A 20761-nucleotide genomic window follows, 5' to 3' on the forward strand; every position below is an offset into this window, starting at 1 on the left:
AGTGCCGAGGTCGAGGCGCACTTCCACCGCCTGATCGAGGTCGGAGAAGTCGGCCGTGTCATAGCCGCTGCCGCCGATCAGCAGGTCGCTGCCCGCCCCGCCCACCAGCGTGTCGTCGCCGCGGCCGCCATCCAGAATGTCGTCGCCAGACAGGCCGACGAAGTCGTTGTCGATCGCGTCATCACTGCCGGTGACGTCCCCGGCGATCCAGTCATCGCCCGTGCTGCCGATGATCTCCTCGATCGAGATCAGCACCTGGTCGGAACTGGCCGGATCGAACGAGACCACGACCCCGTCGCTGAATTCCTCGCTGCTATAGTCGATGCGGTCCACCCCCTCGCCACCATCCAGCGTATCGGCGCCTTGGGTCACGTAGAACTGGTCATTGCCATCGCCGCCGAGCAGCAGGTTGTCTTCGACGTCGCCTTCCAGCTGGTCGTCATAGATCGTGCCGATCACGGCCTCGATCCCGTAGAGCGCGTCCGTCTGCTCGCCGTCATGCTCTGCGAGGCCGAGCCGCAGGCTGACCTGAACGGCGGTCGCGGAGCTGCTGTAGTCGACGATGTCGAAGCCATCGACACCCATCAGGATGTTTTCGCCCTCGCCGCCGAGCAGGGTATCGTCGCCCACGCCGCCGACCAGGATGTCGTCGCCGTCGGCCCCGAACAGAACGTCGTTGCCCGCGCCACCATCCAGCGCGTCGTCGAAGCTGCCGGAGATGATGGTGTTGTTCTGCGCATTGCCCGTGAGGGTCTGGCCTGCAACGGTCGAATTGCCGAGCAGCTTCTCGAAATTCGCGCTCAGTGTGTAGCTGGCCAGTTCGGTGAAGACGCTGTCGACGCCTTCGTTCTCATCCTCCACCACCACGGCGGCCGCATTGTTCACGGTGTAGCTGTCTTCGCCCTCGCCGCCGATCAGCGTATCGGCGCCGTCCCCCGTCTGCAGCACGTCGTTGCCGTCGTCGCCGATCAGCAGAGCGGCGTCCGCGCCAGCCAGCAGCGTATCGTCATGGATGGATCCGATCACAGCCTCGATGGAGGAGAACTGATCCGACCCGATGGACAAGCCGCTTGCGGTACCGATCGCCAGGGCGACGGTGACCGCCGAGCTGGCGTCCGAATAGTCCAGCGTATCGAGGCCGCTGCCGCCGTCGATGACGTCATTGCCCAGGCCGCCGACGATGGTATCCGCACCGTCCCCGCCCTTCAGGTTGTCGTTGTTGCCGCCGCCGGACAGCAGGTCGTTGCCCAGCCCGCCGTCGAGGATGTTGTAGAAATCGTCGCCGGTCAGCGTGTCGTCGTGATCGGAGCCGGTGACCCATTCGATGCTGGTCAGCGTATCGCCTTGCGCATCGCCGCCGGAGGCGGCGCCGGTGGCCAGGTTGACGCTGACCCCGGCCGTGGAGCCGGCATAGGAGGCCGTGTCCTGGCCCGACTCGCCGTCGATCCGGTCGGCCCCGGCGCCGCCGATCAGGATATCATTGCCATTGCCGCCGGACAGCATGTCGTTGCCCGCGGCGCCTTCCAGGGTTTCCCGCCCGGTGCCGCCCTCCAGCGTGTCGTCGTGCTCGCTGCCGACAAGGACCTCGATCGAGGTCAGGCTATCGCCTTCGGCATCGCCACCGCTGCCGGTGCCGCTCAGCAGCGAAACGCTCACGCTGGCAGAGGAGCCCGCATAGCTGGCCGTGTCGTTGCCGTCACCGCCCTGCAGCGTATCCGCGCCTTCGAGACCGATGAGGATATCGGCCCCCTCGCCGCCGGACAGGATATTGTCCCCATCCGTGCCGCCCAGCGTGTCGCCCTGGGCGGAGCCAATCAGGTTCTCGACATTCCGCCAGGTATCGCCCTCCGCATCGCCGCCGATGCCGGCGCTGTTCGAGAGCTGGGCATTCACCGCCGCGACGGATCCCGAATAGTCGGCGGTGTCGATGCCGGCCGCGCCACCCAGCGTGTCCGCGCCCGCGCCACCGACCAGCACGTCGTCGAGATGGCCGGCGTAGAGGGCATCATCGCCCTCGCCACCGATCAGCAGGTCCTGGCCCCCATTGCCGTTCAGCGTGTCGGCGCCGTCGCCGCCCCTCAGCGTATCCGCGCCCTCGCCGCCGGCGATGTTGTTGTCGAGCGCATTGCCGGTCAGCGCCTGACCGCCCAGCGTGGAGGTGCCGGTCAGGTTCTCGAGGTTGTCGCCCAGCGTATAGCTGGACAGCGAGGTGCGCACCTCGTCCGTGCCGTTATCGGCTGTCTCGGTGATCGTCACATTCTCATGGTCGACCACATAGATTTCGTTGCCGTTGTCGCCGATCAACTCGTCGATGCCGCCGGAGGAGATCAGCGTGTCGCTGCCCGAGGCGCCGATCATCGTGTCGTTGCCGGCACCGCCCTGCAGCGTATCCCCCCATTCGCTGCCGTTGAGGATCTCGATGGAGTCGAAGCTGTCGCCCTCCGCATCCCCGCCGCTGGCCGTGCCGGCCAGCAGGGAGATGGAGACCGCGGTGCTCAGCTGGTAATCTGCGGTGTCGTCGCCATCGCCGCCGACCAGGCTATCCGCCCCGGCGTGGCCGACCAGGCTGTCATTGCCTGCGCCGCCGATCAGCGTGTCATTGCCGTCGCCGCCTTCCAGCGTGTCGTTGCCGGCCGAGCCGATCACGGCCTCGATGCTGACGAGGGTATCGCCCGCGGCATCGCCGAAGACGCCGCTGCCGGTGCTCAGATAGACAGCCACGGCCGCGCTGCTGCCGCTGTAGTCGGCGGTGTCGAGGCCCTCGCCGCCTTGGAGGCTGTCGCGACCCGCGCCGCCTTCCAGCGTATCCGCGCCATCCAGGCCATTGAGGGTGTCATTCCCGCCGCCGCCCAGCAGGCGGTTCGCGGAGGCCGCGCCGGTGATGCTATCGCCCTCGCTGCTGCCGCGGACATGCTCGAAGCCCTGCAGCGTATCGCCGAGGAAGGCTCCCGCACTGGCCGTGCCGCTGGTCAGGGAGGCGGTGACGCTGCGATCGACCGCGCTGTAGTCCACCCAGTCGTCATTGCCGTCGCCACCATCCAGGCGGTTCTGGCCAAGGCCGCCAGCGATGGTATCGGCCCCCTCGCCGCCGATCAGGGTATCGGCCGCCCCGGTGCCGGTCAGCTGGTCATCGTGGTCCGAACCCAGCACCGCCTCGATGAAGAGGAAGCTGTCCCCCTCGGCATCGCCGCCGGTGCCGGTTCCGGTCCTCAGGTTCACCGTGACGCCTTCGCCGGAGGCGCTGTAGTCGACCAGGTCAGCGAAGGTCTGGGTGCCGCCGATCAGGCTGTCGGAGCCGGCGCCGCCGACCAGGGTGTCGTCGCCCGCGCCGCCGATGAGGGTATCGGCCCCGTCTCCGCCGACCAGCAGGTTGGATTCGGTATCGCCGCTGATCATGTCGGCGCCGCCGGAACCGATCACCGTCTCGATCCCGGACAGGGAATCGCCCTCGGCGTCGCCGCCCGTATTCGTGTTGGTGCCGAGATCGACGGAGATCGCATCGGCGGAGTCGCTGTAGTCGGCTGTGTCGCTCCCATCGCCACCGATGAGGGTATCGTTACCGGCCCCGCCGATGAGGGTATCGGCACCAATGCCGCCGGACAGGGAATCCGCCTCCTCACCGCCTTTGAGCAGGTCGTTGCCGTCTGCGCCGGAGAGCACATCGGCCAGATTTCCGCCGATCAAGGAGTTGTCGCTGGCGTTGCCAAGCAGGGTGTTGGTGTTGTCAAGGGCGCCCAGCACATGCTCGATGCCGCTGACGGTGGAGTATTCGGTGATGCCGAGGGACTGATTGACCAGATCAAGAGAAACGGTGCCGCCCGCATCCCTGATATCCAGCCAGTCGTCATTGCCGTCGCCGCCATCCAGCGTATCGCGACCGATGGAGCCCACCAGCGTATCCGCACCGGCGCCGCCCCTCAGCTGATCGTTCCCCGACGCGCCGGTCAGCAGGTCGTTCTCGCCCGAGCCGATGACGATCCCGATGCCGTCGAGGGTATCGCCCTCTGCGTCGCCGCCCGTACCTTGCCCGGTCGCCAGGTTCACCGTGACGCCGACGGCAGAACCGCTGTAATCCGCAGTGTCGATGCCACCCTGGCCATAAAGCAGATCCGCACCCGCCCCGCCGATCAGGGTGTCGTTGCCAAGCGAAGCGTAGATCTCATCGTCGCCGTCCCCGCCTGTCAGTCGTTCGGCGGCAACACTGCCGAAGATGCTGTCACCATAGGCGGAACCGATCACGGCCTCGATCCCGGAGATCGAATCGCCCTCCGCGTCGCCGTACAGGGCGTCGCCGGTGGAGAGATCGACGGCGATGGACGTGCCGGAGGCGCTATAGTCGGCCGTGTCGGTCCCATCGCCGCCCACGAGCGTATCGGCGCCCGTCCCGCCGATCAGAATGTCGTTGCCATCGCCACCGACGAGGCTATCCGCGCCATCCCCGCCATCCAGCGTATCGGCCCCTGCCTCGCCACGGAGGACGTCGTTGCCCTCGACACCTTCGAGTGAGTCGTTGTCGGCACCGGCGTCAATTCGATCGTCGCCCGCGCCGCCGTCCAGCACGTCATTGCCGGAGCTGGCGCTCAGGGTGTCGGCACCTTCCCCGCCAGTCAGCGTATCGGCCCCGCCCATGGCGAAAAGCATGTCATTGCCCGCGCCGCCCTCCAGCGAGTTGTCGCCAAAGAAGCCCGAGAGCGTGTCGTCGCCATCATTGCCGGACAGAACGTCATCGCCAAAGCCGCCGTCGAGGGAGTCCACGTCATCCCCGCCAATCAGCGTATCGTTGCCATCCTCGCCATAGAGATCGTCATTACCCGCCCCGCCTGTCAGCAGGTCATTGCCGATCCCGCCGTACAGGGTATCGCGGCCGGCCTCGCCATAGACCGTGTCATTGCCATCGCCGCCGGACAGGATGTCGTTGTCCGCCCCGCCCTCGATCGTATCGTGACCCGCCTCGGCCAAAATCGAATCGGCGCCGTCGAGACCCTGCAGCCAGTCATTGCCGCCCCCGCCGACCACGGTGTCGGCGCCTCCGCCACCCATCAGCGTATCGGCCAGCGAGTCGCTGCCGGTCAGGGTATCGGCATAGGCGCCACCGAGCACCGCCTCGATCCCGCTCAGCGTATCCGCGCCCTGCCCGGTGGCCGTTCCGGTTTGCAGGCTGACCGTCAGCGCCCCGGTCGCAAGGCTGAAGTCGGCGGTATCGAGACCGCCGCCCCCCACCAGGGTGTCATTGCCGTCACCGCCGATCAGCACGTCATCGCCCTCGAGGCCGATCAGCCTGTCATTGCCCGTCCCGCCGTCCAGGGTATCCGCCAGCGCGCCGCCGGTGAGCGTATCGTGGCCGCCCAGGCCGGAGATCAGGTTCGCCGCATACTCGTTGCCGGTCAGGATCTCCGGATCCTCGGTGCCGGTGACAGTGTTGATGCCGCTCATGATCGTCTTCTCCGGGTGACCGCCGATGGGCTTGGCGTCTGGCTGTTGTCGTGGGCGCCCCCTGCGGGGCCGGCTTCGTCTGGATCGGGTGGGGTCTTGGCCGGCGCGTCAGCGGCCGGTCAGGCTGCGGCGGGTCGCGGTCCTGCCGCGCGCCCAGCGCGGCGTCGGGGGCCCGGTGACTCGGCGCAAAGGACCAGCGGGAACCGGCAGCGGCAAAGGCGAATTCCTGGACGCAAGGGTCCCTTCCCTTTAGCCGAGCCCCCTGCGCGCCGAGGCCGAAGGAAATGTAGACTTCTGTAAGATTGGGTCGGACGCCTTGCTGGCCTGGGCGGGGCCAGGCTGCGCCAGCAGGACCCCTTGCCCCGCCCCTCCGCCCCTCCTATCCCCTATGCCGTTCCGGCAATGTCCGGACCTGGAGGAGACGAACCGTGCTTCAACGCCGCGCACTGGGCGCAGCAGCCCTTGGCCTGCTTGCCGCCCCGAAACTCGCCCAAGCCCAGTCCTTCCCCGATCGGCCGGTCACCCTGGTGGTGCCCTGGGCCGCAGGCGGCTCCACCGATGCGGTGGCGCGCATCGTCGCCGCCCGGCTGCAGCAGGATACCGGGCGCGGCTTCGTGGTGGACAACCGCACCGGCGCCAATGGCACCATCGGCTTCGGCTCCGTCGCCCGTGCCCGGCCGGATGGCTATACGGTGCTGGTCGGCACCGTCAGCACCTATGCCATGGCGCCGCATCTCTACCAGCTGCCCTATGACAATGACCGCGCCTTCACCGGCGTCGGCCTCATCGCCTCCCAGCCGATGATCCTCTGCGTGCCGCGCAATTCGCCCTATCGGACGCTGGCCGAATTCGTCACGGCGGCGCGCGCGCCGAATGCGCGGCTGGTCTATGCCAATTCCGGCACCGGCTCCTCCACCCATCTGGCGACCGAGCTGTTCCTGAACGCCGCCGGCATCACCATGCAGGATGTCGGCTATCGCGGCGGCGCGCCGGCGGTGCAGGGCACCCTGACCGGAGAGGCGCAGATGATCGTGCAGGCCGCCTCCGGCGTGCTGCCGCTGATCCAGTCCGGCGACCTGCGGGCGCTGGCCATTTCCTCCGCCCAGCGGTCCCCGGTGGCGCCCGACGTGCCCACCTTCAAGGAGCAGGGTTTTGACGTGGAGGTGGCGGAGCATATCGCCGTGCTGGTCCCGGCCGAGACGCCGGCGCCCATCGTGCAGCGCCTGAACGAGCTGTTCCGCGCCGCCGTCACCGCGCCCGAGACGCGCGAGAGGCTGGCCGCGCTGGCCACGGTGCCGGAGACGATGCGGCCGGAGGAATGGGCCGCCTATAACGCCGCCGAGAATGCCAAGTGGCGCGAGGTGATCCGCGCCCGCAATATCCGGGTGCAGTAGTGGCGTGGGGGAGCGGTTGACTTCACGGGCGCTCCCCCTTCACTTCACGCCCATGCCCAAGCTCCAGGCCGCCCAGATCCCCGTCACCCCCTTCCAGCAGAACTGCGCCCTGATCTGGGATGCGGAGACGCAGCGCGGCACGGTCATCGACCCCGGCGGCGACGTGCCGCGCATCCTGGCGGCCATCGCCAAGGCGGGGGTCACGGTGGACAATATCCTGCTCACCCATGGCCATCTGGACCATGCCGGCGGCGCCGATGCGCTGCGCGCCGCGCTGGCCGCGCAGCAGGGCGCGCCGGTGCCGGTCGAGGGGCCGCATGAGGCGGATGCCTTCCTGCTGGCGGGCATCGCAGCGCAGGGCCGGCAATACGGCATCGAGGGGCTGGAGAATGCGACGCCCGACCGCTTCCTGGCGGAAGGCGAGAGCGTCACCATCGCCGGCCAGTCCTTCGGCGTGCTGCATTGCCCAGGCCATGCGCCGGGGCATGTGGTCTTCGTCAACCAGGCGCTGGGCTTCGCGGTGGTGGGGGATGTGCTGTTCCGCGGCTCCATCGGCCGCACGGACTTCCCCTATGGCGACCATGACGCGCTGATCTCCGCCATCGTCACCAAGCTGCTGCCGCTGGGCGATGAGATGCGCTTCCTCTGCGGCCATGGCCCGGGCTCCACCTTCGGCGAGGAACGGCGGACCAATCCCTTCCTGCCGCGCTGAGCTGTCATCGAATTGAGGGGGTTTCCGCGACCGTTCCGCGCTTCAATGGCGGCATGACCAAGCCCCTCCGCCTCGCGCTCGCCGCCCTCACCCTCGCCGCCGCGCCGGTCGCGGCGCAGGAGATCCCGGACCGTTTGCGGGCGCTGACCCGTGGCGCGGAATGGCGCCAGGTGGCGGTGATCCCGCTGGCCTTCCCGACGCATCACCCGCAGGGCATGGCCCGCATCGGCGACCGCTTCTACATCTCCTCCGTCGAGATCATCGAACGCACCCAGCGCTACGACGCGCCGCGCGAAGGCCTGGACCGCAGCCCCGGACGCGGCCGCGGCCTGCTCTTCGAGGTGGATGCGGAGGGCAAGCTGCTGCGCAGCCTGACGCTCGGCGAGGGCGATATCTACCACCCCGGCGGCATCGATTTCGACGGCACCCACCTCTGGGTGCCGGTCGCGGAGTATCGGCCGAACAGCCGCTCCATCATCTACCGCGTCGATCCCGCGACCATGGAGGCGGAGGCGGTCTTCCGCTTCGACGACCATGTCGGCGGGCTGGTGCGCGATGCGGCCTCCAATACCCTGCACGGCGTCTCCTGGGGGTCCCGGCGCTTCTATGCCTGGCCGCTGGATGCGGCGGGGCGACCGACCAATGCGGCGCAGCGCGCGGCCGATCTGCGGCGGCCGAATCCGGCGCTCTATATCGACTACCAGGACTGCCATTCGGTGGGGCCCGGCCTCGCCCTCTGCTCCGGGCTGAACGCCTATCGGCCGCAGGGGCCAGGCGGGCCGGTCTTCGCCCTGGGCGGACTGGAACTGGTGGACCTGGCGCAGGGAAGGCCGGTCTTCCAGCTGCCGGTGGAACGCTGGACCGAATCCGGCCTGCCGATGACCCAGAACCCCTTCGCCGTGGCGGCGCAGGGCGCGAATGGCCTGCGCCTGTGGTTCGCGCCGGAGGATGACACCACGCGGATCTTCGTCTTCGACGTGGCGCCCAGGTAACTCGGCTACTTCCGCGCCGCCGCCCGCTCGCTCATCACGCAGGCGAAGACCACCACGGCGGCGCCGGCCAGCATGGCGAGCGCCGGGATGCGGCCCCAGAAGGCGAAGTCCCAGGTCAGGCTCCAGACCAGCCCCGAATAGCCGAAGGGCGCCAGGCGGCTGGCCGAGGCATGCCGGAAGGCCTCCGCCAGGCAGACAGTGGCCAGCCCGACCAGCAGGCCATTGCCCATCATCTGCGCCAGGGCCAGGGGACTCGGCGACGACCAGTGGCTGAGCCCCAGCGGCAGCATCACCACGAAGCCGAGCAGGGAGGGCCAGACCAGCACGCGGCCGATTCCCGGCTCCGCGCGCAGCTGCCGGTTCAGGGTGAAGACGGCCGAATAGCAGAAGGTGCCGCCGAGGGCGTAGAGATAGCCCAGCACCGGCGCGCCGGACGCCATGCCGACCAGCCCCGGCGCCAGGCCGATGGCCACGCCGGCGAAACCCACGCCGCACCAGGCCCAGGCCACCGCAGGCGGCCTTTCCTTCAGCGTCCAGGCGGCCAGCGCCAGCACGATGAAGGGGGAGGTGAAGAACACCAGGTAGCCCTCCGCCAGAGGCAACAGCCGAAAAGCCTGGAAGAAGCAGATGGCGCTGCCCAGCATCACCACCGCGCGGGCGGCATGCAGGCGCGGAAAGCGCGTGGCCAGCGGCCCGCCCCAGCCCGGCACCAGGGCGCGGGCGACACCCACCACCAGCAGCAGGGTGGCGAAGCGCACCAGCAGCACCTGCCAGACCTCATGCCCCGCCGAGAGCAGCTTGCTATTGGCGTCGAGCAGGCCGAAGAGGCCGATGCCCGCCAGCATCAGCGCGGGTCCGCGCACCGCAATCTCCCCCCTGGATGAGGCGCCGGATATGCCCGGATGGCGCGGTGCAAGTCCATCGGCCCCGGCGCGCATGGCAGGGCTGCGCCCCCCGGCCCCTGCATCCCACCTTCCCTCCGCCGCCGAGACAGGGCACAAGCCGCCGCGCCATGACCCCCCAACTCGCCTCCGTCCTGACGCCGCTGATGCGCGGCATGGATCCCGAACGCGCGCATGACCTGGCCCTTCGCGGGCTGCGATTCGGCCTCGCCGGGGCGGATCGCAGCGCGGATGACCCGGTTCTGGCGACCCATGCCCTGGGCCTCGATTTCCGCAACCCGATCGGCCTGGCCGCCGGCTTCGACAAATCCGCGGTGGCCATCGCGCCGCTGATGCGCCTGGGCTTCGGCTTCGTGGAGGCGGGATCGGTCACGCCGAAGCCGCAGATCGGAAATCCGAAGCCGCGGCTGTTCCGCCTGGTGGAGGACCGGGCGGTGATCAATCGCATGGGCATGAACAATGGCGGCCTGCCCGCCTTCCTGGCCCGCCTCGCGCATCTTCCAGCCAACCGGCCGGCCGTGCTCGGCGTGAATATCGCCATCAACAAGGACGGCGCCGCGCCGCTGCGGGACTATCCGGCGCTCTATGCCGCCGTCGCGCCGCATGCGGGCTATGTCGCCATCAATGTCTCCTCCCCCAATACGCCGGGCCTGCGTGACCTGCAGGGCGAGGCCATGCTGCGCGACATCCTGGCTGCCGTGGTCGCCACGCGGGACACGCTGGCGGGTCCGCGCCCGCCGATATTGGTAAAAATCGCCCCGGACCTCTCCCCCGCCGCGGTGGAGCCGATCGTCGAGACGGCGGTGGCGCAGGGCATTGCCGGCCTCATCGTCTCCAACACCACCATCGCCCGCCCGGCGCCGCTGCGCTCGGCCCAGAAATCCCAGGCGGGCGGCCTCTCCGGCCCGCCGCTGCGCGCCGCCGCCACGGAACTGCTGCGCCGCGTCGCGCGTCTGGCCGCCGGGCGCGACCTGACGCTGATCGGCTGCGGTGGCGTCTCCTCCGGCGCCGATGCGCTGGAGAAGATCCGGGCCGGGGCCGCGCTGGTGCAGCTCTACGCCGCCTTCGCCTATGACGGGCCGGCGCTGATCCCGCGCATCAAGCGGGAACTCGCCGCGGCCTTGCGGCGGGACGGATTCAAGAACGTGGCCGAGGCCATCGGGGTGGATGCGCGATGATCATGCTGGACGGGGTTGCGACCCTGGCGGACCGCTATGACGGCTTCATCCTGGACCTCTGGGGCGTGGTGCATGACGGCCGCAAGCCCTATCCGGGGGTGGCGGAGGCGCTGGGCAAGCTGAAGGCGCGCGGCAAGCGCATCGCCTTCCTCTCCAATGCGCCGCGCCGGGCCTTCGTCGTGGATGACCTTCTGACCGGCATGGGCCTGGACCGTGCGCTCTGGGACGGGACCATGACCTCCGGCGAGCTGGCCTGGCGCCACCTGAAGCACCGGGACCGGCCGGATTTCGCCGCCCTCGGCACCAGGGCGCTGCATATCGGGCCGGAGCGGGACCTCTCGGTGCCGGCCGAGACCGATGTGGTGCTGGTGGGCTCGGCGGCGGAAGCCGAATTCGTGCTGAACACCGGGCCGGAACCCGCCCGCGGCAATCACGACATCGAGCCCTATCGCGAAGCGCTGGCCGCCTGCGCCGCGCGCCGCCTGCCGATGGTCTGTGTCAATCCGGACCGGCATGTGATGGTGGGCGATGAGCGGGTGATCTGCGCCGGCGCGCTGGCCGACCTCTATGTCGAACTCGGCGGTCCGGCCGCGATCGAAATTGGAAAACCCGACCCGGCCTGCTACCCGCCGGTGCTGGAGCTGCTGGGCCTGACCGACCGCGCGCGCGTGGTGGCAATCGGCGACAGCCCGCATACCGACCTGGCCGGTGCCCAATCCGCCGGCATCGACGCGGTCTGGGCCCTGACCGGGCTGGCCGCCCATGCCCATGGCGCGACGCCGGACCCCGAGGTTCTGGCCCAGGTGGCGGCGAGCGAGGGCGTGCGCCCCGTCGCCGCCCTGATGGGGCTGCGCTGGTAGCTCAGCGCGCCCCCCAGTCCACCTTGCGGGAGACCGCCATCACCAGGGACAGCGCGGCAAACAGCGCCAGCGCGCCGGCCAGCAGGGCGAAGGCCTCCAGGCTGAGCACGATATAGAGAAAACCGAAGAGCGCGGCGCAGACCAGGGCCAGGATGCCGCCCAGCTTCCAGCGCGCCGTCGCGGCCGCGGTGAAGAGCGAGGCCTGCCCTGCCACCAGCGCCGCCGCCAGCCCATAGGCGGGCGCAAAGCCCAGCGGCTCCCCCAGCGCCAGCAGCAGCAGCGGGAAGAGCACGACGGAGGCGCCGAGCAGCCCGTATTGCAGCGGATGGATCCGCACCCGCGCCGTGATCTCGAAGATGCCGTAGGTGATGAAGGCCAGCGCCAGGAAGAACATCATGTATTTCGACGCGCGATTGACCATGCGGTAGGTCGGCACCGCCTCCAGCAGCGCCACCCCGATCCCCTCCGAGGCCATCAGCTCCGGCGCCCCGGCACAGAGGCTGCGGCGCGGCAGCGGCTGGCGGGTGGTGGTGGTCCAGCGGGCCGCAAAACCCTGCTCGGTCACGCTGCTGCTGAGGGGCAGTTCGCGGCCGGTGAAGCTCGGCGTGGCCCAGCTGCTGCGGATATCGAGCTGCAGGCGGCGCGCCAGGGGCAGCATGTGGAAGCTGCCGGTGCCGCGCAGCTCCAGCCGCAGCGCGAAGGGCGTGGCGGCGCCTGGCGCCGCCTGCAATCCGAGCGACCAGCGCAGCGAGTCACCCGCCAGGCAGGGGCCCTGGTCCTGCAGCGGGTCGATCTCGCCTTCGGCCAGCGGCAGCACCCGGTCGCCCCAGCGCAGCGGCACCTCGCCCCCGGCGAGCCGCAGGTCGTTGCTGCCGAGAATCAGCTGCGCCTCCCCCCAGAGGAATTCCGCCGCCGCCGGGTTGGAGATGCCGGGGCCAACCTCACCCGATGCGGGCGGGGTCAGGCCGGCCAGGTTGAAGCTGCCGGAAAGGTCGATAGTGGCGGTATAGACCGCGGCCTCGAACAAGCCGCGGCGGCGCGTCTCGGGGTCCAGCGCGACTTCCGCCCGCAGCTCCGCCGGCGGCACCAATACCGTGCCGCGCCGCCAGACCGGCGCCTCGCCGGGTTTTTCCGTCACCGGCACGCGATAGGGCAGCCGCAGCATGGGGCCGCTGAAGGCCTGGGGCTGGCCCCAGCCCTGGGCGATCTCCTGCACCACGCCGTTGCGGCGCTGCTCCCGCTCCTCGATCAGCCCGCCGATCATCACATGCGGCACCAGCAGCAGCAGCAGCATGGCGCCGACGCCGATCAGCTTGCGGGCATCGGGCCCGATCCGGGGGGGTCTTGGCGGGAAGGCGGGGAAAGCGTCGGACATGGCGGAGGCTCCGATGAGGGAAGCCCCAGCCTGGAGGGGCCGTGTGCAGCGGCTGCGGAGGCGGGATGCAGGCGGCATCGAATTTTCGTGCAGAGCCTGTGCAGCGGCGGCGCCGCGGCCGAAACTGCGCCGCCATGGCCAAGATCCTCGTCGTCGACGACGACCCGCATATCCGCAGCGTGCTCTGCTTCGCCCTGGCGCGGGACGGTTTTGTCACGGCCGAGGCCGCGGATGGCGCCGCGGCGCTGGCCGCCGTGGCGCGGGAGGCGCCGGACCTGATCCTGCTCGACGTGCTGATGCCGGAGCTGGATGGGACCGAGGTGTGTCGCCGCCTGCGCCGCACCTCCGACGTGCCGGTGATCTTCCTCTCCTCCCGCGACGAGGAGGTGGACCGCATCCTCGGCCTGGAGCTCGGCGGCGACGACTACGTCACCAAACCGTTCAGCCCGCGGGAGGTGGTGGCGCGGGTGCGTGCCGTGCTGCGCCGCAGGCAGGCGCCGCCCGAGGCCCCCACCACCGCCACCCTGCGCCAGGGCGCGCTGGAGCTGCGGCCGGACCGGCTGGAGGCGCTGTGGCAGGGCAGGCCCGTGGTGCTGACCGTCACCGAATTCGCCCTGCTGCATGCCATGGCCGCCAGCCCCGGCCGCGTCTTCACGCGGGACCGGCTGATGGACCTGGCCTATCCCGACCGCCGCGTGGTCAGCGACCGCACGCTGGACAGCCATATCCGCCACATCCGCGCAAAGTTCGCGGCGCTCGGGGCGGAGCCGATCGGCACGGTGCATGGCATGGGCTACCGCTTCCTGGCCGGCGGCTGAGCATGCGCCGCAAGCCGCGCATCCTGACGGTGCTGCTGCTGTCCAACCTGGTGCTGCTGGGCCTGCCGCTGGGCGGGCTCTGGCTGCTGCGGCTGTATGAAAGCGCCCTGGTGCGGCAGACGGAGACGGAGCTGGTGGCCCAGGCCGCCGTGCTGGCCGCCGCCTATCGGCTGGAATGGCAGGGGCCGGAGGCCGCACCCACGCCGCGCGCGCCCCTGGCACCGCGCCCGGCGGGCCTCGACCTGGCACGGGACCCGGTGCGCCCCCTCGCCCCCACCGCCCTGCCCGGCCCGGCCCCCGAACCCCGCGCCGCCGCCGCGGGCGCCCGGCTCGGCCCGGTGCTGGTGGAGACGCAGCGCATCACCCTCGCCGGCATCCGCCTGCTGGACCGCCAGGGCGTGGTGGTGGCGACGAGCCGGGAGGAGCTGGGCCTCAGCCTGGCGGCGATGGAGGAGGTGCAGGCGGCGCTGGCCGGCCAGGCCATCTCCAGCCTGCGGGCGCGGCGGGTGGATGCCGACCAGCCGCGCGGCGCCGCCAGCCTCAGCCGCGGCGCGGCGCTGCGGGTGGTGGTGACCCAGCCGGTGGAACAGGCCGGGCAGGTGATCGGCGCCGTCCTGCTCTCCCGCACCCCGCCGGGCATCGACCAGACGATCTACAACAACCGCCACGCCTTCGGCGGGCTGGCGCTGGCGCTGCTGCTGGCGGCCGGACTGCTGGCGGCCTTCACCGCCTATGCCGTCAGCCGCCCGATCCAGGCGGTGACCGCCCGCGCCCGCGCGGTGGCCGCCGGCCAGCGCCCGCCGCCCGGCCGGGTGCGCCGCTCCGCGGTGCGGGAGGCGGATGAGCTTGCGGCCGCCATCCAGGCCATGGCCGCCACGCTGGAACAGCGCGCCGACTATATCCGCGGCTTCGCCACCGAGGTCAGCCACGAGTTCAAGACGCCACTCGCCGGCCTGCGCGGCGCGCTGGAGCTGTTGCAGGACCACGCCGCCAGCATGGCCCCCGCCGAGCGCGACCGCTTCCTGGCCCAGGCCGCCGGCGATGTGGACCGGTTGGACCGGCTGGTGCGGCGCCTGCTGGAACTCGCCCGCGCCGAGGCCCCCCTGCCCCAGACCCCGGCGCGCTGCGCGCTGGAGCCGGTCGTGCAGGCCGCCGCCGACGCCTTCCCCGGCCTGCGCTGGCAATCGGAGAATCCCGAGCCGGCCCCGCCACTCGCCGTGCCGGCGGAGGCGCTGCGCGCCGCACTCGCCTGCCTTTTCGAGAATACGCTGCAGCATGCCGGCCCTGGCGCCTCCTGCCGCCTGTCCTGGCAGGCGGAAGAGGGCTGGCTGCTGCTGGAGGTGGCGGATGACGGGCGCGGCATCTCGCCGGGCAATGCGTCGCGCATCTTCGACCGCTTCTTCACCACGGCGCGGGAGACGGGCGGCACGGGTCTCGGCCTGACCATCGCGCGCAGCCGGCTGGAGGCGGCGGGCGGGTCGCTGCAGCTGGTCCCCGGCGGCCCCGGCGCGCGCTTTCGGCTGCGCCTGCCCCTGGCGTGATGGGGGCGGGTGTGGGCGGGGCGGCGGGTGGGGCCTACACTCCCGCATCGTGAGACCTTCCCCGACTGCCCTCTCCGCCCGCCCGCCGATCTGGCTGCTGGTCGCCATCATCGGCATCGGCCCCTTCACCATGCAGGTGCTGGTGCCGTCGCTGCCCGCCATGGGCCGCGACCTCGGCGCCAGCACCTCCACCGTGCAGCTGACCGTCACGCTGTATCTGCTGGGGGTGGGCGCCGGGCAGCTGATCTATGGGCCGCTGTCGGACCGGTTCGGGCGGCGGCCGCTGCTGATGGGCGGGCTCGCGCTCTATGCCGTGGCGAGCCTGGCGGCGGCGCTGGCGCCAGGGATCGGCGCGCTGGTGGTGGCGCGTGTGGCCCAGGCGGTGGGCGCCTGCGCCGGGGTGGTGCTGGTGCGGGCGGTGATCCGCGACGTCTGGGCGCGGGACGAGGCGGCGAGCGTGCTCGGCTATGTCACCATGGGCATGACCATCGCGCCGATGGTGGCGCCCATCCTGGGCAGCCTGCTGGAGGCCAGCCTCGGCTGGCGGGCGAGCATGGTGGCCTGCCTCGGTTTTGGGCTGCCGCTGGCGCTGGTGGCCTGGCTGCGCCTGCCCGAGACCCTGCCGGCGCCGCAACCCCTGCCCGGTCTGGGGGCGATCCTGCGGGCCTATCGCAGCCTTTGGGCGATTGCGGCCTTCCGGGCCTATGCGGCGCTGACGGCCTGCGCCACCGGCATCTTCTTCGCCTTCCTGGGCGGCGCGCCCTACGTCGTGGTGCAGGGCATGGGCTATACGCCCGTGCAATTCGCCCTCGCCTTCGCCGCCATCTCCGTGTTTTTCGCCAGCGGCAATTGGCTGGCGGGGCGGCTTTCGAAGAGGCTCGGCATCTTGCGGATGCTCGGCGTGGGGACCGTGATCAGCACGCTGGGCGCGATCGGCGCGGCCATCGCCATGGTGGTGTTTCCGCCGCACATCCTGGTGTTCTTCGTGCCGATGGCGGCCGTCGCGGTGGGCAACGGGATGACCCAGCCGAACGCGATCGCCGGCGCGCTGAGCGCCCGGCCGCAACTCGCCGGAACGGCCAGCGCGCTGGTGGGGGCGCTGCAGATGGGGTTCGGGGCGCTGATGACCTTTGTCGTCGGGCTGGTGGAATTCGGTACGGGGATCGGCACCTCGGTCACCATGGCGGCGACGGGGGTGGCCTGCCTGATGGCGCTGCGCGGGGCGCGGCGGGCGAGCGGGGGGTAGGATGCTTGCGGGGAGACCCTCGCGCGCCCATCTTACCTGCGTCTTACAGGCATCCCGCCATGGCCGAAGCTCCGACTACCACGCTGTCCACCAAGGGCCAGGTCATCCTGCCCAAGACCATCCGCGACCAGCTGGACTGGCACCCCGGCACACGGCTGCTGGTGGAGACGACGGCGGAGGGGGTGCTGCTGAAGCCGGCCACGGAGCTGTTTCCACCAACCGACCCGGCTGCCGTCTTCGCCAGCCTCGCCACCGGCACCCCGCCGCGCTCGCTGGAGGAGATGGAGGCCGGCCTGTTGGCGGAGGCCCGGCGGCGCCATGCGCGCGGTTGATACGAACATCCTCGTCCGCTTCCTGACAGGGGACGACCCGATGCAGGCGGAGGCAGCACGGCGCATCATCGGCCAGTCGCCGGTCTTCGTGCCGCGCACCGTGCTGCTGGAGGTGGAATGGGTGCTGCGCGGCGTCTATGGCCTGCCTGCGGTGCGTGTGCTGCGGGCGCTGCGGGATATTGCCGGCATTCCCGGCGTGACGTTGGAGGATGCCGCGCTGGTCGCGCGGGCGATCGGTTGGGCCGAGGCGGGCATGGATCTTGCCGATGCGCTGCACCTGGCTGCGGCCGGAAGCTGCACCGAATTCGTGACCTTTGACCGGCGTTTCGTGAAGACGGGCGCGAAGGTCGGTGGCGTGAAGGTGGTTGAGGCGTAGCGCCACAGATGAATAAGGGAGAGCCGGCGATGGGCGACAGCTACATGCAGGAACAGGCCGAGGCGCTGGCGCAGCACCTGCGGCTGAATGACGGAAAATCCGGCTATGTCGAGGCGACGGCGGACGGATTTCGGGTGTTCGTGCGGAAGAAGTGGCCGGGGAAGCCGGTGCTGACGTGGGACGGGTTGCCGGTGGAGTGGAATGAGAATGTGGGGACGCATAAGGCGAGTGGGCGGTAGGTGATACTTCGACATCCAGGGTTGGCCTGGAAAAATTAGGCGCTAATGGTGCTGCTTTAAAACCAGCGAGCGCTATTTGGTTTTGGCCAAGTCGCCCACGCCCCTTAACAAAATTTCCAAGGGGAGTGCTGGACCTTGGTCATCGACAAGAGCAGTTGCTGCTGGCCTATACAAGGCGGTCATAATACTTGTTAGGTCGCCAGAGTCGAGACCTCCCCCCTTGAGAGCGGAGTAAGTTTCGATCATTGTCACTCGCTCTGCCGCATCTTCGGAAAGATGCTCATGTAGTCGCGCGTCGCGGAGTTGCTGACGCAGCCACCAGACAGCAAATGCACCAACCGTCCCAAGCAGCGCAAGGCGAATAAACGCAGCTACGATCCCAACATATTCTGACTGAGGCAATCTCAGGAAGGGATCCGCATATTCGGAAAATAATAAAAGAAGCAGCACAACGAATCCGACAGGAACAAATACAGTTCCCTTTTGCCATAGCCGCTTTGATTTAGCGGCCTTTTCAGCATGATCCTGATGCCGCTTATCCCAGTAGATCCTTGGCGCTTGCAATGCAGCTCTGGCTTCATAACCATCCAGGCGCTTGCTCCAATCATCCTGCGCGCGAGTCACGAACTCCCCGAAATTGTCCAGCGCGCTTCTGCCTTCAAGTCGCACCTGAGCTAAATCCTGTCGCTCGCTCTCAAGAGCCTCCCACGCCTGAAGAGGATCCCCAACAAATTCTAACAAGCATCTGATGGCCTGCGCGGCAGCATATTTCGGATGACTTACGTTGAAATTCAATCCCTGCTGAACATAAAATAGCGTAAAAGCCAGACCCGCAAGCTCGTGATCTTTTTCCTTGATTCTTTTGAGAATTCCCCCAGGGCCGCGCGAAACAGGAAAGAACCGACTTACAAAGTCCGCCTGCGCATTCACATCATCCAATACTGCGACATTTCGAAAGACAGGCCTTAATGCCTCCTGATTTTGTCTGGCCCCGTATTTTACCAGGTGATCGCCGCCGCCCTCGGCAAGCGAATGCCAAAATTTATTCTCCTCCACAAGAAAAAATGTTAATTCTTCAAGGGTCTGAAATTCAAAAGAGGTTTCTGCCTTTGCGAATCTCCACTTCAAGGGAAAGGTCAGTTGCGGCCCGGATTTGTCCTCGAAATTTTCAGAATTAGACATCACGCCCCCTCAAACCGCGCCAACCGCACCGCCGTATGCCCCCGCATCACCCGCGGGCTCGGCATCACCAGCAAACAGTCATCATGCGGCGTCCGCACCTCCACCTCGCCGTCCAGCGCGATCAGCGTGTTCCGCCGCGCGATCACCTCCCCCCCACGAAAATCCCGCAAAAACGCAAACCCGCTCGTCCCCGCCGTCACCGTCCGCGTCACCCGCGCCAGCCGCCCCTCCGGCAGCGGCACCTCGCCCGGCAAGGCGGCCCCCTCCTCCGCCATCCCCAGCCTGCGCAGCAGCCGCGCCGCGGCGTCTTCCATCAGGGCCAGCGTTTCGGGCTGCCAATGCGGGCCGGCTTCCAGCAGCAGGGCGCTGGCGCCGTCCTTAAACCGCGCATGATCGATCAGGCGCATGCCCGCCGCGTGGCCGTCATCCGCCACCACCAGCGGCGGCGTGCCCATGGCGCAGCCGAGCGCGCGGGCCGCGGCGCCGGGGCCGGAGAGGTAGAGCGGGTCGCTCGGCCAGAGCATCGAGTGCAGGTCCAGCAGCACATCCGCCTGCGCCATCACCGGCAGCAGCGCCCTTGCCCGGTCCAGCTCCACGGACCGCCGCGCGCCGCCCAGCAGCGCCGGGGCCCAGATGCGGTTCATATCCTCCTCGACGAAGCGGCTCGCCGTGGGGTCGGCGGGGTCGAAGCGGTCGAGCGCCGGCAGATTGGCAAAAACCAGGGTCAGCGTGCCGCGCCGCGGCCGCACCCCCTCGCGCAGCCAGCGCGCCAGCAGCAGCGCGCCGGCAATCTCGTTGCCATGCACCACGGCGGAGACCACCAGGTGCGGCCCGGTCTCGGCGGCCGCGAAGCGCCAGACGCCGGGAATCCCGGTATTGCCCGCCCGCCATGGCCCGAGCTCCGGCACCGGCAGCCGCACCTCCAGCGGCGGCAGGCCGAGATCGGCGAGCGACCTCGCCTTCACGCCGCCATCCTGTCGCCGAGCCGGTCGAGGAAGGCCAGGCAGGCCGCCATCTGATCCTCCGCGATCCATTCCTCCGGCTGATGCGCCTGGGCCACGTCGCCGGGGCCGCAGACCAGGGTGGCGATGCCGGCGCGCTGGAAGACGCCGCCTTCCGTCGCGAAGGGCACCTGGGCTGGCGCGCCCACCGCGCCGCAATCCTGGGCCAGCGCCAGCAGCGGGTGGGTGGCGGGCAGGTCCAGCGGCGGGGCGTAGCAGCGCGGGCGGATGCGGAACTGCGCATCCGGCGCGCGCGCGCGCAAATCCGGCAGCAGCGTGGCCTCGGCAAAGGCCTGCAGCGAATCCCGCACCGCCTCCGCCGAATCACCGGGGACCGACCGCACCTCGAAGACGAATTCGGCAAGATCGGGGACGATGTTCAGGATGCTGCCGGCGTGAAACGTCCCGGTATGGACGGTGGTCCAGGGCGGTTCGAAGCCCGCCGCGCGGCGCCCCTCGGCGGCGAAGCGGCGCGCGGCCTGCTTGAGAAAAACCACCGCCTCCGCCGCCGCCTCCAGCGCATTGGAGGTGCGATGGGTCTGCGAGGAATGGCCCGTCCGCCCCGTCACCTCGACCTCCCAGGAGGCATAGCCCTTATGGGCGATCACCGGCGCCATGCGGCTGGGTTCGCCGACAATGCACAGCGCCGGAGGCGGCGCGTGCAGGGCCAGGCTGTCCACCAGCAGGGGGGCGCCGGCAAAGGTGGTTTCCTCGTCGAAGGACAGGCAGAGGTGGATCGGCCGCGCCAGCTTTTTCGCCAGAAGCCCCGGCACCGCCGCCATGACGCAGGCCCAGAACCCCTTCATGTCCACGCTGCCGCGGCCGGTCAGCCGGCCATGTTCGCGGCGGAGAGCGAAGGGGTCGGCGGCCCAGGCCTGCCCTTCCACCGGCACGCAATCGGCATGGGCGGACAGCGCTATCCCGCCGGGCACGGCCGGGCCCAGCACCGCATGCAGCGCCGCCTTGTCGCCCTCCGCATTGGGCACGCGCCGGCTTTCCACGCCATGGCGGGCGAGTTCTTCCTGCACGAACTGCACCAGGTCCAGGTTGCTACGCGCGCTGGTGGTGTCGAAGCCCACCAGCCTTGCAAGCAACGCGACCGCGTCGTTTTCCGCCGCCATCCGCAAGTCTCCCCTGTCGCAGTCTATACGCTGGCCGAACGGGGGCAACTCGCGCCGGG

At 69.6% G+C, this 20761-nt stretch carries 16 protein-coding genes and 1 pseudogene; 11 read left to right on the forward strand and 6 right to left on the reverse strand.

Annotation, left to right across the window (positions count from 1 at the left end; all coding sequences use genetic code 11):
- A pseudogene (locus ACTIF1_RS20740) lies at positions 1–5433 on the reverse strand (hypothetical protein); the annotation flags it as partial.
- A 428-nt stretch (positions 5434–5861) separates the two neighbouring features.
- Here ACTIF1_RS20740 and ACTIF1_RS20745 point away from each other — a divergent pair.
- Genes ACTIF1_RS20745 through ACTIF1_RS20755 form a run of 3 tightly spaced genes read left to right on the forward strand, consistent with a single transcriptional unit; the run spans position 5862 to position 8531 of the window.
- Entirely contained in the window at positions 5862–6827 is a 966-nt protein-coding gene (locus tag ACTIF1_RS20745; RefSeq protein ID WP_439598368.1) for a Bug family tripartite tricarboxylate transporter substrate binding protein, read from the forward strand.
- Positions 6828–6879: 52 nt separating this feature from the next.
- Positions 6880–7539, forward strand: a complete 660-nt coding sequence (locus ACTIF1_RS20750; RefSeq protein WP_439598369.1) for an MBL fold metallo-hydrolase — start codon at positions 6880–6882, stop codon at positions 7537–7539.
- A 53-nt stretch (positions 7540–7592) separates the two neighbouring features.
- Positions 7593–8531, forward strand: coding sequence for a DUF6454 family protein (locus tag ACTIF1_RS20755; protein WP_439598370.1), 939 nt, complete (start codon positions 7593–7595; stop codon positions 8529–8531).
- A gap of 5 nt (positions 8532–8536) precedes the next feature.
- Here ACTIF1_RS20755 and ACTIF1_RS20760 read toward each other — a convergent pair whose 3' ends face one another.
- Entirely contained in the window at positions 8537–9394 is an 858-nt protein-coding gene (locus ACTIF1_RS20760; protein WP_439598371.1) for a DMT family transporter, read from the reverse strand.
- A 149-nt stretch (positions 9395–9543) separates the two neighbouring features.
- Here ACTIF1_RS20760 and ACTIF1_RS20765 point away from each other — a divergent pair, with 149 nt between their 5' ends.
- Both ACTIF1_RS20765 and ACTIF1_RS20770 read left to right on the forward strand, forming a co-directional pair.
- Positions 9544–10611, forward strand: a complete 1068-nt coding sequence (locus ACTIF1_RS20765; RefSeq protein ID WP_439598372.1) for a quinone-dependent dihydroorotate dehydrogenase — start codon at positions 9544–9546, stop codon at positions 10609–10611.
- A complete protein-coding gene (locus tag ACTIF1_RS20770) occupies positions 10608–11471 on the forward strand; it encodes a TIGR01459 family HAD-type hydrolase (protein ID WP_439598373.1) in 864 nt (287 codons plus the stop codon). Before ACTIF1_RS20765 ends, ACTIF1_RS20770 begins: the two co-directional genes overlap by 4 nt.
- Position 11472: 1 nt before the next feature.
- Here ACTIF1_RS20770 and creD read toward each other — a convergent pair whose 3' ends face one another.
- Positions 11473–12846 (reverse strand): cell envelope integrity protein CreD, encoded by a 1374-nt coding sequence (gene creD, locus ACTIF1_RS20775; protein WP_439598374.1) that lies wholly within the window; start codon positions 12844–12846, stop codon positions 11473–11475.
- Positions 12847–12980: 134 nt separating this feature from the next.
- Between creD and ACTIF1_RS20780 the strand changes: the two genes are divergently transcribed.
- From ACTIF1_RS20780 to ACTIF1_RS20805, 6 genes are read left to right on the forward strand one after another with little or no spacing between them, the layout of a single operon-like run.
- Positions 12981–13664 carry a response regulator gene (locus ACTIF1_RS20780; RefSeq protein ID WP_439598375.1) on the forward strand — a complete coding sequence of 228 codons (684 nt, stop codon included), beginning with the start codon at positions 12981–12983 and terminating at the stop codon, positions 13662–13664.
- A 2-nt stretch (positions 13665–13666) separates the two neighbouring features.
- Positions 13667–15205, forward strand: a complete 1539-nt coding sequence (locus ACTIF1_RS20785; RefSeq protein WP_439598376.1) for a sensor histidine kinase — start codon at positions 13667–13669, stop codon at positions 15203–15205.
- 49 nt (positions 15206–15254) lie between these two features.
- On the forward strand, positions 15255–16451 hold the full coding sequence (locus ACTIF1_RS20790; protein ID WP_439598377.1) for a multidrug effflux MFS transporter: 1197 nt from the start codon (positions 15255–15257) through the stop codon (positions 16449–16451).
- 59 nt (positions 16452–16510) lie between these two features.
- Positions 16511–16783: an AbrB/MazE/SpoVT family DNA-binding domain-containing protein gene (locus ACTIF1_RS20795; RefSeq protein ID WP_439598378.1), complete on the forward strand. Its 273-nt coding sequence runs from the start codon at positions 16511–16513 to the stop codon at positions 16781–16783.
- Positions 16770–17159, forward strand: a complete 390-nt coding sequence (locus ACTIF1_RS20800; protein ID WP_439598379.1) for a type II toxin-antitoxin system VapC family toxin — start codon at positions 16770–16772, stop codon at positions 17157–17159. Before ACTIF1_RS20795 ends, ACTIF1_RS20800 begins: the two co-directional genes overlap by 14 nt.
- A gap of 8 nt (positions 17160–17167) precedes the next feature.
- Complete coding sequence (locus ACTIF1_RS20805) at positions 17168–17398, forward strand: hypothetical protein (protein ID WP_439598380.1); 231 nt, start codon at positions 17168–17170, stop codon at positions 17396–17398.
- A gap of 72 nt (positions 17399–17470) precedes the next feature.
- On the opposite strand, the gene ACTIF1_RS20810 is transcribed toward ACTIF1_RS20805, so the two are convergent.
- From ACTIF1_RS20810 to argE, 3 genes are read right to left on the reverse strand one after another with little or no spacing between them, the layout of a single operon-like run.
- The gene (locus tag ACTIF1_RS20810) at positions 17471–18580 is read right to left on the reverse strand and encodes a hypothetical protein (RefSeq protein ID WP_439598381.1); all 1110 of its coding nucleotides are present in this window, start codon (positions 18578–18580) and stop codon (positions 17471–17473) included.
- On the reverse strand, positions 18580–19545 hold the full coding sequence (locus ACTIF1_RS20815; RefSeq protein WP_439598382.1) for a peptidase M14: 966 nt from the start codon (positions 19543–19545) through the stop codon (positions 18580–18582). The genes ACTIF1_RS20810 and ACTIF1_RS20815 overlap by 1 nt, the downstream gene beginning before the upstream one ends.
- Complete coding sequence (gene argE, locus ACTIF1_RS20820; protein WP_439598383.1) at positions 19542–20702, reverse strand: acetylornithine deacetylase; 1161 nt, start codon at positions 20700–20702, stop codon at positions 19542–19544. Before argE ends, ACTIF1_RS20815 begins: the two co-directional genes overlap by 4 nt.
- Positions 20703–20761: the final 59 nt, after the last annotated feature.

The organism is Falsiroseomonas sp. (assembly GCF_051860665.1).
GTDB lineage: Bacteria > Pseudomonadota > Alphaproteobacteria > Acetobacterales > Acetobacteraceae > Falsiroseomonas.

Coding starts and splice junctions, on each gene's coding strand:
- ACTIF1_RS20750 (WP_439598369.1), top strand. CDS start 6,880: ATGCCCAAGCTCCAGGCCGCCCAGATCCCCGTCACCCCCTTCCAGCAG.
- ACTIF1_RS20755 (WP_439598370.1), top strand. CDS start 7,593: ATGACCAAGCCCCTCCGCCTCGCGCTCGCCGCCCTCACCCTCGCCGCC.
- ACTIF1_RS20765 (WP_439598372.1), top strand. CDS start 9,544: ATGACCCCCCAACTCGCCTCCGTCCTGACGCCGCTGATGCGCGGCATG.
- ACTIF1_RS20770 (WP_439598373.1), top strand. CDS start 10,608: ATGATCATGCTGGACGGGGTTGCGACCCTGGCGGACCGCTATGACGGC.
- creD (WP_439598374.1), bottom strand. CDS start 12,846: ATGTCCGACGCTTTCCCCGCCTTCCCGCCAAGACCCCCCCGGATCGGG.
- ACTIF1_RS20780 (WP_439598375.1), top strand. CDS start 12,981: ATGGCCAAGATCCTCGTCGTCGACGACGACCCGCATATCCGCAGCGTG.
- ACTIF1_RS20785 (WP_439598376.1), top strand. CDS start 13,667: ATGCGCCGCAAGCCGCGCATCCTGACGGTGCTGCTGCTGTCCAACCTG.
- ACTIF1_RS20795 (WP_439598378.1), top strand. CDS start 16,511: ATGGCCGAAGCTCCGACTACCACGCTGTCCACCAAGGGCCAGGTCATC.
- ACTIF1_RS20800 (WP_439598379.1), top strand. CDS start 16,770: ATGCGCGCGGTTGATACGAACATCCTCGTCCGCTTCCTGACAGGGGAC.
- ACTIF1_RS20805 (WP_439598380.1), top strand. CDS start 17,168: ATGAATAAGGGAGAGCCGGCGATGGGCGACAGCTACATGCAGGAACAG.
- ACTIF1_RS20810 (WP_439598381.1), bottom strand. CDS start 18,580: ATGTCTAATTCTGAAAATTTCGAGGACAAATCCGGGCCGCAACTGACC.
- argE (WP_439598383.1), bottom strand. CDS start 20,702: ATGGCGGCGGAAAACGACGCGGTCGCGTTGCTTGCAAGGCTGGTGGGC.